The 16,903-nt window shown below is 35.9% G+C and carries 13 protein-coding genes and 1 rRNA gene; 8 read left to right on the top strand and 6 right to left on the bottom strand.

The genetic code is table 11. From position 1 onward, the window contains the following. Nucleotides 1-104: 104 nt before the first annotated feature. A 5S ribosomal RNA gene (gene rrf / locus ACL9RH_RS19635) occupies nucleotides 105-212 on the top strand. Nucleotides 213-506: 294 nt separating this feature from the next. Here rrf and ACL9RH_RS19630 read toward each other — a convergent pair. Next, on the bottom strand, nucleotides 507-2,135 hold the full coding sequence (locus ACL9RH_RS19630) for an acyl-CoA carboxylase subunit beta (RefSeq protein WP_422695023.1): 1,629 nt from the start codon (nucleotides 2,133-2,135) through the stop codon (nucleotides 507-509). A 281-nt stretch (nucleotides 2,136-2,416) separates the two neighbouring features. Beyond that, on the bottom strand, nucleotides 2,417-2,941 hold the full coding sequence (locus tag ACL9RH_RS19625; protein WP_422695022.1) for a GNAT family N-acetyltransferase: 525 nt from the start codon (nucleotides 2,939-2,941) through the stop codon (nucleotides 2,417-2,419). 196 nt (nucleotides 2,942-3,137) lie between these two features. Between ACL9RH_RS19625 and ACL9RH_RS19620 the strand changes: the two genes are divergently transcribed. From ACL9RH_RS19620 to ACL9RH_RS19610, 3 genes are read left to right on the top strand one after another with little or no spacing between them, the layout of a single operon-like run. Continuing rightward, entirely contained in the window at nucleotides 3,138-4,016 is an 879-nt protein-coding gene (locus tag ACL9RH_RS19620; RefSeq protein WP_422695021.1) for a DMT family transporter, read from the top strand. Nucleotides 4,017-4,029: 13 nt separating this feature from the next. Continuing rightward, on the top strand, nucleotides 4,030-5,112 hold the full coding sequence (locus ACL9RH_RS19615) for a PorV/PorQ family protein (protein ID WP_422695020.1): 1,083 nt from the start codon (nucleotides 4,030-4,032) through the stop codon (nucleotides 5,110-5,112). A gap of 11 nt (nucleotides 5,113-5,123) precedes the next feature. Further along, entirely contained in the window at nucleotides 5,124-5,876 is a 753-nt protein-coding gene (locus ACL9RH_RS19610) for a hypothetical protein (RefSeq protein WP_422695019.1), read from the top strand. Between the two features lie 457 nt (nucleotides 5,877-6,333). On the opposite strand, the gene uvrC is transcribed toward ACL9RH_RS19610, so the two are convergent. Next, entirely contained in the window at nucleotides 6,334-8,130 is a 1,797-nt protein-coding gene (gene uvrC, locus ACL9RH_RS19605; protein WP_422695018.1) for an excinuclease ABC subunit UvrC, read from the bottom strand. Nucleotides 8,131-8,219: 89 nt separating this feature from the next. Further along, nucleotides 8,220-8,981, bottom strand: a complete 762-nt coding sequence (locus ACL9RH_RS19600) for a hypothetical protein (protein ID WP_422695017.1) — start codon at nucleotides 8,979-8,981, stop codon at nucleotides 8,220-8,222. Between the two features lie 130 nt (nucleotides 8,982-9,111). Here ACL9RH_RS19600 and hutH point away from each other — a divergent pair, with 130 nt between their 5' ends. From hutH to ACL9RH_RS19585, 3 genes are all read left to right on the top strand, one after another. After that, nucleotides 9,112-10,599: a histidine ammonia-lyase gene (hutH, locus tag ACL9RH_RS19595; protein ID WP_422695016.1), complete on the top strand. Its 1,488-nt coding sequence runs from the start codon at nucleotides 9,112-9,114 to the stop codon at nucleotides 10,597-10,599. A gap of 84 nt (nucleotides 10,600-10,683) precedes the next feature. Then, the gene (locus ACL9RH_RS19590) at nucleotides 10,684-11,130 is read left to right on the top strand and encodes a GNAT family N-acetyltransferase (protein ID WP_422695015.1); all 447 of its coding nucleotides are present in this window, start codon (nucleotides 10,684-10,686) and stop codon (nucleotides 11,128-11,130) included. Between the two features lie 202 nt (nucleotides 11,131-11,332). Further along, nucleotides 11,333-12,814 (top strand): S8 family peptidase, encoded by a 1,482-nt coding sequence (locus ACL9RH_RS19585; RefSeq protein ID WP_422695014.1) that lies wholly within the window; start codon nucleotides 11,333-11,335, stop codon nucleotides 12,812-12,814. Nucleotides 12,815-12,950: 136 nt separating this feature from the next. On the opposite strand, the gene ygiD is transcribed toward ACL9RH_RS19585, so the two are convergent. Then, nucleotides 12,951-13,778 carry a 4,5-DOPA dioxygenase extradiol gene (ygiD, locus tag ACL9RH_RS19580; protein WP_422695013.1) on the bottom strand — a complete coding sequence of 276 codons (828 nt, stop codon included), beginning with the start codon at nucleotides 13,776-13,778 and terminating at the stop codon, nucleotides 12,951-12,953. A gap of 80 nt (nucleotides 13,779-13,858) precedes the next feature. Beyond that, a complete protein-coding gene (locus ACL9RH_RS19575) occupies nucleotides 13,859-14,371 on the bottom strand; it encodes a YceI family protein (protein ID WP_422695012.1) in 513 nt (170 codons plus the stop codon). 332 nt (nucleotides 14,372-14,703) lie between these two features. On the opposite strand from ACL9RH_RS19575, the gene ACL9RH_RS19570 reads away from it, so the two are divergent. Next, nucleotides 14,704-16,842, top strand: a complete 2,139-nt coding sequence (locus ACL9RH_RS19570) for a DPP IV N-terminal domain-containing protein (protein ID WP_422695011.1) — start codon at nucleotides 14,704-14,706, stop codon at nucleotides 16,840-16,842. The last annotated feature ends 61 nt before the right edge of the window (nucleotides 16,843-16,903 follow it).

The following is a 16,903-nucleotide window of genomic DNA, read 5'->3' as shown; positions in this document are numbered from 1 at the left end:
TACTTTATGCGCAGCGAAGGTTTTGTCTTTGTGAAAGTTTTTATCGCTTAAAAAGCAATAAGCTTAAGGCCTGATGCCTGATGCTTAAAGCTATATACAACCTTTAGGGTGGTTTTAGCGGTGGGGCTCACCTGTTCCCATTCCGAACACAGAAGTTAAGCCCACCAGCGCCGATGGTACTGCTAACGCGGGAGAGTAGGCCGCCGCCAGTTTTTATTTTATTTTTAAAAATCTCATACAGTAATGTATGAGATTTTTTTTGTTATATATACTAAAGAACTACTATATAATCAAAGTATGGATAATGGATAAACTTATAACTAGGAGTTTTACTTGTTTTTTCCTTCTACTTCCCGATTTTCCATTTATCTGTTCACTCTGTAGGAGGACAAACCAATCTATTACTTTTTCTTCAGTAATAAATATTGGTAATTTTAGCATTTCATTTTAAATAAAAACGGCTACCCCAGAACTGAGATAGCCGCTTATAATTTATGAATTGTTTATTATACCTGAATAACCCCTAAATTAAATTTCTCTGTAATAGGAGAGTGGTTAGCAGCTTCTATTCCCATAGAAATCCATTTTCTGGTATCTGCAGGATTAATAATGGCGTCTGTCCATAATCTGGCAGCTGCATAGGTTGATTCTGTCTGTTTCTGATATTTTTTAGAAATAGTATCCAGAATTTCGTCGTGTTCTTTTTCTGAAATTTCTTTACCTTGTTTCTTCAAAGTAGATTCCTGGATCTGAGCCAAAACTTTTGCGGCTTGTGCTCCTCCCATTACAGCAAGATCTGCCCAAGGCCATGCCACAATTAATCTAGGATCGTACGCCTTACCACACATGGCATAATTTCCGGCTCCGTAAGAGTTACCAGTAATAATGGTAAATTTAGGAACAACAGAATTGGCAACAGCATTTACCATTTTTGCCCCGTCTTTAATAATTCCTCCATGTTCAGATTTTGATCCCACCATGAAACCGGTAACGTCCTGTAAAAAGATTAAAGGAATCTTTCTTTGGTTACAGTTCGCAATGAATCGCGTTGCTTTATCTGCGGAATCTGAGTAAATAACTCCACCAAACTGCATCTCTCCTTTACCACTTTTCACCAATTTTCTCTGGTTGGCTACAATTCCTACCGACCAACCATCAACTCTGGCTGTGGCACAGATGATACTTTTACCGTAATCAGGTTTATATTCTTCGTACTCGGAGTTATCCACAATACACTTAATGATTTCAAAAGTATCATATTGTTCCGCTCTGGAAACTGGCATAATTCCGAAAATATTTTCCGGGTTTTCTTTAGGAGGAAAACTTTCGATTCTGTCAAAACCTGCTTTTTCGTTGGTTCCGATAGATTTCATGATATTTTTAATTCTATTCAGAGCATCTTTATCATCTTTAGCTTTAAAATCTGTAACTCCGGAAATAGAGCAGTGGGTTGTTGCTCCTCCTAGAGTTTCGTTATCTATACTTTCTCCGATAGCAGCCTTTACAAGATAGCTTCCTGCAAGGAAAATAGAGCCTGTTTTATCAACGATCATAGCTTCGTCGCTCATGATAGGAAGATAAGCTCCTCCGGCTACACAACTGCCCATTACGGCAGAAATCTGAATGATTCCCATAGAGCTCATCTTAGCGTTATTTCTGAAAATTCTTCCAAAATGTTCTTTATCCGGGAATATTTCATCCTGCATTGGAAGATAAACACCCGCAGAATCTACCAAATAGATAATCGGAAGTTTGTTTTCCATAGCAATTTCCTGTGCCCTCAGGTTTTTCTTTCCAGTGATAGGAAACCATGCACCTGCTTTTACTGATGCATCATTGGCAACAACGATACACTGTCTTCCCGAAACATACCCGATCACTACAACTACCCCTCCGCTAGGACATCCTCCATGTTCCTCGTACATTTCATAGCCGGCAAATGCACCAACTTCTATGGAATCTGAATCTTTATCGAGAAGATAATCTATTCTTTCTCTTGCAGTCATTTTTCCCTCATCACGAAGCTTTTGAAGCCTCTTTTCACCACCGCCTTTTTTGATCTCGGCAAGTAAGCGATTTATTTCAGATAATTTCAATCTGTTCTGATCTTCTCGTTTATTGAATTCGATATCCATAAAATTTTCAATTTTTTATGCTTAAAGATACTATTTTTATGAGGAATATGAATGGGAAGTAAAACATGTGTTTAAAAGTTTGGTTTTTAGTAAATTGTGAAATTTTTAACAGTAAAATATTTTTAAATAATTTATATTTTTTCTAACTTTACAATAGAGTAACAGAGGTGATATTCTCTGCTAAATACTCTAAGTTCCTAGTTTATTTTTTTAATAGTTTATTATTTGAAGGCCCTGAAAGTTTAATAAATTTTCAGGGTTTTTTTATTACTAATCAATAACTACGGGTAATACTTTCTGTATTCTAAAATCGTAAGATTGGTGACGGGATTTTTGTATTTCTTATATTTTTTAGCCGGAATGAATCCCAGTTTTTCCGGAATTTTTCTACTGGCTATATTGTCTTCATCTACAGGATATACAATATATTGAAGAGTAAAATTGTTTTCCAGAAACCCGATAAGGGCTGCTATCATTTCAGTACCCAATCCTTTTCCCTGAGAACTTTCTTTTAACCATAATCCAAGCTCAGCAGATTCCTTAGTGATATTATGAATCCCACAGCAACCGATAAACTCTTCATTTGAATCTAAGGCTACCATTACCAGGTCTGTATTTTGTAATAAAGTTCTTTTTGATTCCTCAACAAAACGAATGATATCCTTTCTGTCACCTTGGGGATTAAAGGGCATATATCTGGTAACTGTTGTGGTAAAGTGTTCCAAAATATCATCTATATTAGACTCTTCAACAGGTTGTAAGGTGAGATGTTCCGTTTCGATTTTAATAGTGGGATGTAATATCATGTTTTTAAAAGAAATAGTTTTTTTCTTCTCTATGGTTAATTTTTTCGGTAACCAATAGAATAGAACCGGTATTAGAAAGAAAAATGATTAAAAAGTATATTTATCATTTTTTTATTAACGTAAATTTAGATTTTTTGTGAGATTTATAAAAGCCTATTTGTAAATTTGCATGTTAAAAATTCAAAGAAGATAGGTTATGCATAAATTGGCGCTTTTCAGGTTGCACTTAATAGTATTTTTATGGGGATTCACTGCAATTCTGGGGAAACTGATTCATGCCAATGCACAGATTCTGGTATTCTACAGAATGTTGTTTGCAGCAGTATTTCTTTTTGTATTTATAAGAGTCTTTAGGAAAGAAAGTATAAAAGTCTCCAAGAAGATCTTTTTCCAGCTGGCGGCTATAGGTTTTGCGATGGCGCTTCACTGGTACTGCTTTTTCTATTCAATTAAAGTTTCCAATGTTTCCATTGCTTTAAGCTGTCTCTCATTATCCACTCTTTTCGCTTCGATATTGGAACCTATCATTTTTAAGAGAAAAATCGATATCTCAGAAGTAATAATGGGAAGCGTTATTGTAGCCTGTATTTTATTAATTTTTAAAACAGAGTTCCATTTTAAAGAAGGAATCATCTATGGTATTCTGTGTGCCATTTTCGGAACTATTTTCTCTGTTTTTAATGGTAAAATGTTTGGTAAAACAAGTTCCGGGAATATTATATTTTATGAAATATTCTGCGGTTGGTTTATATTAATGATCATTTATTTATTTTCCGGACAAATTTTTCAGATGGGTGAAATAAACTACAGAGATCTGGCGTTAATATGCTTGTTAGCCAGTGTGTTTACGGCTTTCCCGATGCTAGAATCTGTTAATTTGATGAAGTACATATCACCTTTTACTTTAATTTTAACAGTTAATTTGGAACCTGTCTACGGAATTATACTAGCTTTTTTTATCTTTGGGGAATCAGAACATATGAGCCCTATTTTTTATATCGCTTCAGCTGTTATGATACTGGCAATCATAGTAAATGGATTAATGAAAGCCAGAAAAACTAAAAACTTAAACTAAGCATCAAATTGATATGATGAAAAAATATTTTTTACTTGCATTTTCACTGTTCTTTGGAGTATCCCAGGCTCAGATTATCAGGAAATATTCCAATGAATTCTTAAATATAGGAGCCGGAGCCCGAGGATTGGCAATGGGAGGAGCAGTAATCTCCAATCAGGATGATGTATATGCACCAATGTGGAACCCTGCAGGTTTGATGGCTATTGATAAAGATTGGCAAGGAGCTGCCATGCACGCAGAATACTTTGAGTCTATTGCAAAATATGATTATCTGGCCTATGCTAAAGTATTAGAAGAAGGTGTTTTCGGAGTTTCTGTTGTAAGACTTGGGGTAGATAATATCCTGAATACGACTCAAATGATTGACTCAGAAGGAAACATTGATTATGATAAAATCACAAAATTCTCACAGTCCGATTACGCGGCGATCCTTTCTTATGCATTCAGACCAGGAGGAAACCCAAATCTTGATGTAGGGGTGAATGCAAAAATCGTCTATAGAAATGTGGGTAAGTTTGCCAACGGTTATGGTTTTGGGTTTGACGTAGGAGCTATTTATAAAGGAAATAACGGATGGAAGTTTGGAGGTATGCTTCGTGATATTACCACTACGGTCAACTTCTGGAGTATTAATCAGAAAGAACTTTCTACAGTAGTAAATGGGGAAGAATTTAACCCTGCTCCAAAAGATAAAATGGAGCTTACGATGCCGAAACTTAATGTTGGAGCGAGTAAATTGTTCGAAATCAACAGCAGTGTATATGTATTGCCGGAAGCGGGAATCAATGTAGATTTTGCTAAAACTGCCTCTTTAATTTCAACCGATTTTGCAAGTATCAGCCCATATGCAGGAGCAGAATTGGGATATCAGAAAATGATTTTTGTGAGACTGGGGATCAACAGATTTCAGTCGATTACAGATATAGAAGACCTTAAAAGAAAAGTTTCTTTTCAGCCGAGTGCAGGTATCGGGATAAGATATAGAGGGCTTACGCTGGATTATGCTATTACAAATTCAGGGATAGGCGGATCTAATTTCTATTCTAATTTCTTCTCATTGAAGCTGGATATGGGAGCATTCAGAAATGATTAAACAGTAAAAAAATGAAAAAGATTTCAATGCTAGTGCTGGCAATCTGCTCAACAGGAGTTTTTGCACAAAAAGTTTCAGACTATAAGTATGTTTTTATTCCTGAGAAGTTTCAGACTTTTAAAAAGAGCAGTTTTGGATTGGAAGCTGCCTTAGCCAAAGCTTTACAGGGAAAGAAATATGAAGTTTTAACAGAAAGTATGGATAAATGGCCGTCAGAAGCAAGAAATAACACTTGTAATGTTCTGAATGCCGAAGTCTTGAATGACAAAAGCTTATTCACCAATAAAATAATTTTACAGTTTAAAGACTGTAACAAAAATGTAATCTTAGAATCCAAAGGAAGTTCAGATATTAAAGAATTTGAAGAAGGATTTGCAGATGCATTGAAGCAATCTTTAACGAAGGTGAGCATTTCCAACCCTGTTGCGATGTTACCGGCACGTGCTGCAGAAACCTCTCAGGTTGCTCAGAATAATACCGTTTCAGAACCAGCAACAACTTCCGCGCCTCCATCGTCAAATAGCTTTTCTAATGGAAAAACAGATGTGCAGAAAATAGAAATTGATGCCCATCAGTTTATCTTAGCAAAATCAGGAAGTTCTGTTCCGTTTGCTTCTTTCAAAGCCACTTCAAAAAAAGAGGTGTTCATTGTAAAACTAGCCGATGGAAGTACAACGATTGGGTACTTTGAAAATGGAAATATTGTTATAGATATTCCTCAGGCGGATGGAAGATTCTCCAAAGAAGTTTTCAAAGGAAAATAATTCCGCAGAATTATAAACGATAATACATATAAAAGGCTCTTGAAAAAGAGCCTTTTACGTTCAAATATGATGATGTGTTTTTTCCAGTTTCTGTGGGCGAAACTATTGACAAACTAACCTTTGAATACGCAACTATTCTCTCTTTCCAGCTATTCAATACAGATGATGAATGTGGAAAATCAAACAAACCCTTCCTATTGCCAAACAAAGACACAATAATACCTTTGAATGTAGCAATATTTTCATGGGATTATTGTTTTTAGTTGATATGACTAATTTATAAAAAAAATATTAATAATATTATTATTTGATAAATAATTTATTTTTAAGTAAATATTATTGATTATTTATTTTGTATTTTGAGTTTTTGTGATTTTTTATTTCTTTTAATAGAATAGAGAAATATCCTCTATCTGTCGGATAAAAGATTATATATTCAGAAAAGTTTTCGCATTATTTATTCATTGGCGTTGAAAAACTCCCAGATGACTTTAGCTTTACTTTTGCCCAAAATTTCTTCTAAGGTTTCCAGATTGGATTCTTTGATTCGTTTTACGGATTTTAGCTTAGAAAGCAGCAATTCTATCGTTTTTTCTCCCACACCGGGAATTTCCTCCAACTCTGATTTGATGGTAGAATTTTTTCTTCTGGTTCTGTGATGTTTTACCCCAAAACGGTGTGCTTCATCACGAACTCTTTGTAGAATCTTTAATGTTTCAGACTTCTTATCAAGATATAACGGGATAGAATCTTCAGGGAAGAAAATCTCTTCAAGCCTTTTTGCAATCCCTACAATAGTAATTTTTCCGTAAAGACCTAGAAGACGTAAACTTTTCACCGCAGAGGATAATTGGCCTTTTCCTCCATCAATAAGAATCAGTTGCGGAAGGTTTTCTCCTTCATCCAGCATTCTTTTGTATCGACGGTAGATGACTTCTTCCATCGTAGCAAAATCGTTAGGCCCTTCTACCGTTTTAGGATGGAAAATTCTGTAATCTGCTTTACTTGGTTTCCCGTCTTTGAATACTACACACGCCGAAACCGGGTTGGTTCCCTGAATGTTTGAGTTATCAAACCCTTCAATATGTCTTGGCTCTACAGGCATTCTCAGCAGCTTCTGCATTTCAGCCATGATTCTGTTGGTATGTCTCTCAGGATCTACAATCTGAACCTGTTTCAGCTTTTCCAAACGATATTCCTTTGCATTTTTCTCAGACAATTCTACAATTCTTTTTTTGTCACCTACTTTAGGGACAATCAACTTTACATTTGGAATTTCTACAGACAAATGAAAAGGGATAAGAACTTCCTTGGAATCTGAACCAAACTTCTGTCGAATTTCGATTAGGGCCTCTTCCAGGATATCTTCATCTGTTTCTTCCAGTATTTTTTTGATTTCTGTGGTGAAACTCTGGATGATATTTCCATTTCTTATTTTAAAGAAATTAACATACGCTGCCGTTTCATCACTGGTCATTCCGAATACGTCTACATCGTCAATATTAGGATTTACGACCGTGTTTTTGGATTGATAATCTTCTAGAATATCAAGTCTTTCTTTGATGATCTGAGCTTCTTCAAACTTTAGATTAGAGGCAAGCTTCATCATTTGATTCACCAGATATTCTTTTGCTTTCCGGAAATCTCCTTTTATAATTCCGCGGATGGCCTCTATCTTTTCATCATAATCTTCCTTACTTTCAAGATCTTCACAAGGTCCTTCACAGTTTTTGATGTGATATTCAAGACATACTTTGTATTTTCCTTCTGCAATTTTGGCAGGTGAAAGGTTCAGGTTACAAGTTCTGAGTTTATAAATATGTTTGATGGTATCCAGCAATACTTTTGCGGGACGCACTTTTGCATAAGGTCCGTAATATTCTGAGCCGTCTTTTACCATATTTCGGGTAAGGAAAATTCTCGGAAATTCTTCATTTTTAATACAGATCCAGGGGTACGTTTTGTCGTCTTTCAACATGACATTGTAAAACGGCTTATGCTCTTTAATCAAATTATTTTCCAATAAAAGAGCATCGTATTCACTATTTACAATGGTAGTTTCCAGACGTTGGATTTTGCTCACCATTATTTTGATTCTGTACCCTGGAAGGTTTTTATTGAAGTAGGAGAGAACCCTCTTTTTCAGATTTTTAGCTTTCCCTACGTACAATAGTTGTTCATTTTTATCATAATAACGATAAACGCCGGGTTCGGATGGTAAAGTTTTGAGCTGTAATTCTAAAGAAGGATTCATATAACAAAATTAAGGAAACTTTCCCTATTTTGAAAAAAGAAAAACCTGCAGATCAGTCCGCAGGTTTTCTTATGATGATAACAAAGTTTTTATGATTGGCTCATTTCCGTATACGTATAGATTAGGAAGCTCAGATAGTTCCATTCTACAGAATTCTTAGGATATTTTTTCATGAATTCAGCATTGTCTCCAAACAGAAAATCGTAGTTGTCTTCAAAATCATCTTTGTGAAGCCACATTACTTTATTCCCTTTCTTTACATAATAAGATTTAATCACACCTCCTCCAAAGGCAGGCGCGCCCACAAAACCTGTTGACATTGTTTCAGAAGCAAAAGGATCATGATAAACGGTAATGAACTCATTAAACTCAGGATTAATGACCTGCATCAGGAACGTTTTGCTCTCTTTTTTATTTTTTAAAGAAACTGTTTGATTTTCGTAGGGAACGGCTTCGTTTGTTACAGATTTACTATATTTTTTAGTGCTGTAATTTCTCATATTGGAAATAAACTTACCTGCTTTTCTGGATTTTTCAATCTCTGTGGGATATAAATACATTTGAGAAATTTCTGAGGCAGCAAACTTTACCGGCTTTCTTGTATCAACATCTTCCATCGTTATAGAAAGAATCTGACCGCGCTGTTTTTCCCATGATTTTGTATATCCCTGATGTTCTGTATTATCTTTTAAGATAAAGGTGGAAACCTTTTTATCTGTTGCAGTATCGAAACCTTCGTTAAAAAGATAACGGTTCATTTCTTTTTTTTCTTCCTTAGAATATTTTACTTTCTGCGCAAATGTAGATGTCCCTGCAACGCATAAAGCAAGTACTAATGTTTTCAGTCTCATGTATTATTGTTTTTAATTTCGGAGCCAAAAGTAGTAAATTAATTCACGCAATTTTATAAAAATATAGAAGATTAAAATTTAGTTTTTCCAATTATTGTTAAATGCTTAATTTTAAGAAAATTTTTTAGAAATGATATACGGAGTAGATGTTTTTACTTTCCATGATGTTCTGGAAATCTGTAAAAAACCCAATAAAGCCAAACTAAATAAGGCGGCTAAAGAACAGATCTTAAAATCTCAGAAAAATGTACAGCAAATAGTAGAATCCGATAGATGTGTATATGGTATCAATACTGGATTCGGACCTTTATGCGACACCAAAATATCCGCCGACGAAACGGCTCAGTTGCAGTATAACCTTATTATTTCCCATGCGGTGGGAGTTGGAAAGCCTATCAATAAGGAACTTTCCAAAATTATGATGATTGCAAAAGTTCACGCATTATCAAAAGGGTTCTCAGGAGTTTCTTTGGAAGTTATTGAAAGATTAATCCTGATGCTGGAGAAAGATATTATTCCTGTAGTACCGGAACAGGGTTCTGTGGGAGCTTCAGGTGACCTTGCTCCTTTGGCACATCTTGTCTTACCTTTATTGGGATTAGGGCAGGTTTGGGATGGCGATCAGATTGCTGAAACAATGGATATTCTGAATAAACACGATCTTGAACCATTAGTGTTAGGTCCTAAAGAAGGACTGGGATTAATTAACGGTACTCAGTTTATTCTTGCTCATGCGATCAAAGGATTAGAAAAATTTGAATACTTGCTGGATCTTGCTGATATGACTGCTGCAATGAGTATTGAAGCATATAGAGGTTCTGAAAGTCCGTTTAAGAAAGAACTTCATGAGATAAGACCTTTTGAAGGAAGTAAAAAAGTAGCGGCAAGAATGCTTAAATTCTTAAAAGGATCAGAAAATATGAAAGCTCACGAAGACTGTGAGAGAGTTCAGGATCCTTATTCTATGAGATGTGTGCCACAGGTACATGGAGCCAGTAGAAATGCTTTCGAACATCTTAAAGCGATGGCTGAAACAGAATTGAATTCAGTAACAGATAACCCAATTGTATTAAGTGCTGAAGAATCTATTTCAGGAGGGAACTTCCACGGACAGCTGATGGCCTTACCTTTAGATTATGCTACACTTGCGGCAGCAGAACTTGGAAATATTTCTGACAGAAGAAGTTATTTACTGTTAGAAGGAAAATATGGACTTCCACGATTACTGACGGAAAGCTCAGGGTTAAACTCAGGATTTATGATTCCTCAATATACTTCGGCGGCTTTGGTGACTGAAAATAAAACATTATGTTTCCCAGCATCTGCAGATTCTATTCCTACAAGTTTAGGTCAGGAAGATCATGTTTCTATGGGAAGTATTTCGGGTAGAAAGTTCAATCAGGTTCTTGGTAATTTGGTGAATATTTTATCGGTTGAGTTAATGTTTGCTGCGCAGGGATTGGAGTTCAGAAGACCTTCCAAATGTTCTAAAATCATTGAAGAAAACTTTGCCATTCTTCGTTCAAAAGTTTCCAAACTTGAAGATGACAGGCTGATTGGTAAAGATATGCTTGCCATTGCAGAACTCATCAACGAAAGAAAATTTGTGGTGAACTAACCTACAATATAACGAAAGCTTCCGAAAGGGAGCTTTTTCTTTTTAACCTAACTTTTAGTTATTCAATTTTTAAATCAAACAATTATGCATATTCTTCGAACCGATTCCTCCAATACTGATTTTCAAACCTTAGTTGGATTTCTTGACGTAACGCTTGCAGATCATAATGGAGATAACCATCATTTTTTTGATCAGTTCAATACAATAGATACCATTAAAAACTGTATTGTCATATCGATTGATACTGTTCCCGCAGCTTGTGGAGCGTTCAAAGAGCTTTCAAGTGACACTGTTGAAATTAAAAGAATGTATACTCATCCGGATTTCAGGAAAAAGGGACTCGCTTCCACTATTGTAAAAGAACTTGAGAACTGGGCTAAAGAATTGGGGTTTACAAAAGCCGTCCTGGAAACTTCTGTCGATTTGAAAAATGCTATTTCCGTCTATGAGAAAAGTGGATTTTATAAAATTCCGAACTATGGACAGTATGCAGACATTGAAAGCAGTGTTTGTTTTGAAAAAATATTATAATTGTATGTAAAGAATGTATTATCAAATTGTTAATAAATTAATGAAATAATTTACTTATTGATGTGAAAAATGTCAATAAAGTATCTGTTGTATTTGTGATTTGGTTGCAAATTAATATTCATGTAATGCTAAATTCATTATTTTTAAGATTATAATTCCCGGTAAAGTGTTATATTGTGCCTCCAAACAAAAATTATAACATATGAAAAAAACTGTATTCCTATTAGCAATATTCTTTGCTTTAAACTCTTGTACCAGGGAAGACCTTCAAAATGAAAATGCTAAAATTGAAATGTCTCAAAGAGATCCGCTGACGGATAAACAGATCAACGAAAGAATCAACCAGGCCATCAAAAAAGATGGAACCTTCAACTGGAAAAATGAATCGGATCACTTTTTATGGAGCGCCATCCTTAATGGTAACAGAATGGTATCTATAGGATTTGGTTCTTCTAAAGATGATTTTGACAGAAGCAAGTCGCCAAATAGCGGTGATATGGAAAAAGAACTTCTGGCTGTCATCAAAAAATATGAAGGAAAAGACGAGAGAGAATTTGTTCTCCTTTCCGATAAGTACCTCAACCAAATGGATGTAGTGATTGCAAAAGAAGAAACCATTACCGCTCTTCGTCAGATGAAAACCATCCGATACGTAGAACCTGCTGACTATCATTATTTTGAAATTGAATCCAAATATAATACCGCTGCAAAATCTTCAGGCAGCGGATCTTCAGGATGTGGTTTTTCATCTTCAACGTTAAGTGCAGTAGATTATACCTCAACAACGCCAAGTGCAAAAATTCCATGGGCTTTCACTAAACATAATATTCCTGATGCATGGAGCTATAGTACAGGAGCTGGTGTTACCATCGGACTTATTGATACAGGAGTTTCTCCCGAGCAGACTTTGTTGGGAGGAAGTTTTAATAACGGAGCTTCTTCAGGAAGAACAATTTCTAAAATTGGAGTATTCAATTCAGATGGTTCAGCAGATCAGTGTGGACATGGGACTAAAATGGCTTCCGTGATGGCCGCTCCTAGAAACAATGCAGGTTTACCTGTTGGAGTTGCCTATAACGCTAACTTAATTGCCTACAGAGCAGCAGAAAATGTTGTATTGGAAACTTCCAGTGAGCAGACTGCCGTAAAAACAGCATTCACAGAATTGGGGAACAATACCAATGTGAAGATCATTTCAATGTCTATGGGACATATATTTTCAGTAGGAAAAATAGAAGACGGTGTAAAATATGCTTATTCTAAAGGAAAACTTATTTTCTGCGCAGGTGGAACATCTACAAGCTTTACCAATTTTGTAGGGGTTATCTTCCCGGCATCAATGCCTGAAACACAAGCGATCACAGGAGTAAAAGAGAATACATCTAATCAGAAATGTGACGTTTGTCATTCAGGAAGTCAGATCGATTTTACCTTCCAGATGGAAAGAGCTTCAGGAAATACAGTACCAGTTCTAAGTTATTACAACGGGCAGGCTGATTATGTAGGAGGTTCTTCGGTGGCTACTGCTGCAACGGCGGGTATTGCTGCTTTGGTATGGGCTAAAAATCCATCATGGACAAGAGATCAGGTTCTTAATAAAATGAGACAGGCTGCCACTTACTATCCTAATGTAAACTCAAGCTATGGCTATGGAAACATTAATGTTTTAAAAGCTGTACAGTAAAATATAGTCTTTTTAAAAAGAATAGGTTATCTCAAAACGGGATAACCTATTTTATTTTCAGCAACGGATACACCCACTTTATGAATGTATTCATCGCTGAAATTTTTTTATTGAATTAATACTTGATGGTTTATTTCTACCCAATCCTTACACTGGTCATACTCAATGAACCACCGATAAGCTCATCATTGAATAAAGTAAGTTCTTCAGATTGATCTTTCAGCCCCAATGTGTATAATAACGGAAGATAATGATCAGGAGTTGGAACGGCATATTGTAGGAAAGTTCCCTGTTTCTGATAGTCAATGATATTCTGGAAATTTCCATCCAGAAGCCAGTTGTTGGTTTTTTCTCTTGCTTCTACAGCCCAGTCCCATCCGGCACCTACCGTATTAATATTCTTCCAGTCGATCAGTCGCAGATTGTGAACAATATTTCCGCTTCCGATGATAAGAATTCCCTTTTCGCGAAGCTTGTTCAATCTTTTAGCCAGATCATAATGATACTGTGGAGGTTTTGTATAATCAATACTCAGCTGAATAACAGGAATATCTGCATTAGGATACATATGTTTAATGACCGACCAGGCCCCATGATCCAATCCCCAGTTATGGTCTTCTTCTACATCAGCTGGTAACAGAAGTTCAGCGGTTTCTCTGGCAAGTTCCGGATTTCCGGGAGCAGGATATTGTACATCAAACAGCTCTTTGGGGAAGCCGTAAAAATCATGGATCGTTTTGGGCATATCCATTGCCGTTACAAAAGTTCCCTGAGTATACCAGTGAGCCGAAATACAGAGAATAGCATTAGGTTTGGGAATTTCTGTTGCCGCTTTTCGGAAACCTTGTACAAATTGATTTTCTTCAATAGCATTCATAGGCGAACCATGCCCGAGAAATAAAACAGGCATTCTTTGGGTATTGCTAAAATGATCACTTATGTTTTGAAGATCGTTGAGGTTCATAAATTTTGAAGATTAAGATAAAATAAAAGGTTCAAGGCTTTTAGACAAATCCCTGAACCTTTTACATATATGTTAAAAAACTATGCTTGTTTTACAAACTGTAATTCTCCGGCGATTTTTACATCATCACTTACCATTACACCTCCTGCTTCAAGAGCTGCGTTCCAGTTAAGTCCGAAATCTTTTCTGCTGATTTTTCCTTCAAAAGAGAAACCTGCTTTTGTATTTCCCCATGGGTCAACGTTGATTCCTCCAAAATCTACATCAAGGGTTACTGGTTTTGTAACTCCGTTGATTGTTAGATTCCCTACGATAGCATTATTTAATGCCTGAGACTCGAAAGTAATTGTTGGATGAGCCTCTGCATTGAAAAACTCTGCAGACTTTAAGTGATTATCTCTGTCTGTGTTATTGGTAAATACAGAATCAGTCTGGATCGTTGCTGTCGTTTTAGCATTAGTGAAAAATTCGTCTTCTGCCTCAATTTCTGCAGTGAAGGTTCTGAAACTTCCTTTTACGTTAGAGATCATCATGTGTTTTACTTTGAATGTAAGTTCACTATGTGTTGGGTCTAAAATCCATTTTGTTGCCATTGTATTTTATATTTTTGGTTTGTTATTAATGATGCAAATTTAGAATAGAGTACCTATATAAATCATTGATATAGGTTAAGAAATGCATTTTCTGCATCTATAGTCAATTTTGCTTCGCAAGTGAATGGTGAATAACTGTGGTTGTCCAAAATGAAAAATTGACAGGCAAAGCGAATTGACAATTCATCTATTTTACTCCCTTTAAAAATTGTAGTATTAAGGTAAGAAATTATTTTCATCAATTGATTAATTCCATTTTATGAATGTTTTAATTTAACATTTCTTAACGGATGGTTTTTATTTCTTATTTTTGATGGATTCAATTTTATACAATGAAATTACATAAATTTTCTTTATTGATGCTGGTTTTGGGCAGTTCAGCATTTGCCCAGACGCAGAAGTTCACAATGGCGGAGGCTGTAAATGGGATGAGAACAAACCTTGCCGTGAAAAATATTTCACAATTTTCATGGTCTGCGGACGGAAAATCTTACATCCAGGCAGTAAAAGGAGGATATCTGATTACTGATGTAAAAACAAATAAACAGGATACTCTGATTTCTTTGAGCCAACTCAACCGAAACCTTACCAATGATAAGCTAAAGGCGGTTCCTGCTATCAAATTTACAGGAAATACCAATGGATACTTTACTACGGGCGGAAAAATGTCTTGGATTGAAAAGTCAGGAAACGACTGGAAAGTAAAAAGCTCCGCTGCAATAGATCAGGATGCTGCGAATGTGAAAATGTTTGGAGACGGTCAGACTTTCGCATTTACAGCAAAGAATAATTTATTTGTCAACAAAAACGGTAAAACCATTGCGGTAACCAACGAACCCAACGAGAATATCATCAGTGGACAGGCTGTTCATAGAAATGAATTCGGAATTGATACCGGAATTTTCCCTGCTCCCAATTCAGAAAGTGTAGCTTTCTACAGAATGGATCAGAGTATGGTGGCAGATTACCCGATCATAGACTGGTCTGTAACGCCTGCTGTAAATCACAATATCAAGTATCCGATGGCAGGTCAGGCTTCTCATCAGGTAACTCTAGGTGTTTTCAATATTAAAAACCAATCTACAACTTTCCTGAAAATTGAAGGTGAAAAAGATCAGTACCTTACTGCTGTTACCTGGAGCCCGGATTCAAAATATATTTTTGTTGGCGTATTGAACAGAGGACAGAATCATATGAAAATGAATCAGTATGACGCGGTTACTGGACAATTGATAAAAACCTTATTTGAGGAGACAGACAGCAAATATGTGGAACCTCAGCATCCGCTTACTTTCTTCCCGAATTCCAATACAGATTTCATTTGGCAAAGCCAAAGAACCGGATATAATCACCTATTCCATTACAGTCTTGAGAAGGGATTAATCGCACAGATCACAAAAGGTGACTGGTTGGTAACAGACATCCTAGGGTTCAATGAAAAGAAAAAAGAGATTTATTTTACATCAACTAAAGAAACTCCTCTGGAAAGACATTTGTATAGAATTAACTGGACGAATTTCAAAATGCAGAGACTGGACAGCGCTGAAGGAATGCATATCGGAACTTTGAGCAGTGACGGTAACTATTTATATGATGCTTATAGTAATGCAAACTCTCCAAGAGTAGGAAATATCATTAATACGGCTAATTTAAAATCTACTAATATCCTTACCTCTGAAAACCCTTTAAAGAACTATCAGAGACCGGAAATTAAAAACGTAGAATTAAAAGCTGACGACGGAACACCTTTGTATGGAAAAATCATTCTTCCAACAAACTTCGATCCTAATAAAAAATATCCTACCATTGTTTACCTGTACAATGGACCACACTTACAGTTGATCACAAATACTTTCCCAGCTTCAGGAAACCTTTGGTATGAATATATGGCTCAGAATGGATATATTATCTTCACAATGGACGGAAGAGGATCTTCTAACCGTGGATTGAAATTTGAACAGGCCGTATTCAGAAACCTGGGAACTACAGAAATGAACGATCAGATGAAAGGAGTAGATTACTTAAAATCTCTTCCGTATGTAGATTCAGAAAAAATGGGAATTCACGGATGGAGCTTCGGAGGATTTATGACGACAAGCTTTATGCTTCGTAAGCCGGATGTATTCAAAGTGGGAGTTGCAGGAGGACCTGTAATTGACTGGAGTATGTACGAAATTATGTATGGAGAAAGATATATGGACACTCCGCAGGAAAACCCACAAGGATATGCTGCAGCCAATCTTTTGGATAAAGTTCAGAATCTGAAAGGAAAATTACTGATGATTCATGGAGCGCAGGACGATGTAGTAGTTTGGCAGCATTCTATTAAATTTATCAAGTCTGCTGTGGATAACGGAGTTCAGTTGGATTACTTTACGTATCCAGGACATCCACACAATGTAATCGGGAAAGACAGAGTTCACCTGATGCAGAAAATCACAGATTATTTTGATTTATATCTGAAGAAATAATATTACAATCCAGTCTAAATTAGGCTGGATTTTTTATTTTGCTAATTTTTTTGGAAACACA

This window comes from Chryseobacterium sp. Mn2064 (assembly GCF_049319685.1).
GTDB lineage: Bacteria > Bacteroidota > Bacteroidia > Flavobacteriales > Weeksellaceae > Chryseobacterium.
The sequence above is the reverse complement of the archived record's forward strand: the minus strand, read 5'-3'. Positions and strand labels throughout refer to the sequence as shown.

Bases quoted from the DNA above. Each gene is read 5' to 3' on its own strand.
- uvrC (WP_422695018.1), bottom strand. From the start codon at position 8,130: ATGAATCCTTCTTTAGAATTACAGCTCAAAACTTTACCATCCGAACCC.
- hutH (WP_422695016.1), top strand. From the start codon at position 9,112: ATGATATACGGAGTAGATGTTTTTACTTTCCATGATGTTCTGGAAATC.
- ACL9RH_RS19630 (WP_422695023.1), bottom strand. From the start codon at position 2,135: ATGGATATCGAATTCAATAAACGAGAAGATCAGAACAGATTGAAATTA.
- ACL9RH_RS19615 (WP_422695020.1), top strand. From the start codon at position 4,030: ATGATGAAAAAATATTTTTTACTTGCATTTTCACTGTTCTTTGGAGTA.
- ACL9RH_RS19610 (WP_422695019.1), top strand. From the start codon at position 5,124: ATGAAAAAGATTTCAATGCTAGTGCTGGCAATCTGCTCAACAGGAGTT.
- ACL9RH_RS19575 (WP_422695012.1), bottom strand. From the start codon at position 14,371: ATGGCAACAAAATGGATTTTAGACCCAACACATAGTGAACTTACATTC.
- ACL9RH_RS19590 (WP_422695015.1), top strand. From the start codon at position 10,684: ATGCATATTCTTCGAACCGATTCCTCCAATACTGATTTTCAAACCTTA.
- ACL9RH_RS19570 (WP_422695011.1), top strand. From the start codon at position 14,704: ATGAAATTACATAAATTTTCTTTATTGATGCTGGTTTTGGGCAGTTCA.
- ACL9RH_RS19585 (WP_422695014.1), top strand. From the start codon at position 11,333: ATGAAAAAAACTGTATTCCTATTAGCAATATTCTTTGCTTTAAACTCT.
- ACL9RH_RS19600 (WP_422695017.1), bottom strand. From the start codon at position 8,981: ATGAGACTGAAAACATTAGTACTTGCTTTATGCGTTGCAGGGACATCT.
- ygiD (WP_422695013.1), bottom strand. From the start codon at position 13,778: ATGAACCTCAACGATCTTCAAAACATAAGTGATCATTTTAGCAATACC.
- ACL9RH_RS19625 (WP_422695022.1), bottom strand. From the start codon at position 2,941: ATGATATTACATCCCACTATTAAAATCGAAACGGAACATCTCACCTTA.
- ACL9RH_RS19620 (WP_422695021.1), top strand. From the start codon at position 3,138: ATGCATAAATTGGCGCTTTTCAGGTTGCACTTAATAGTATTTTTATGG.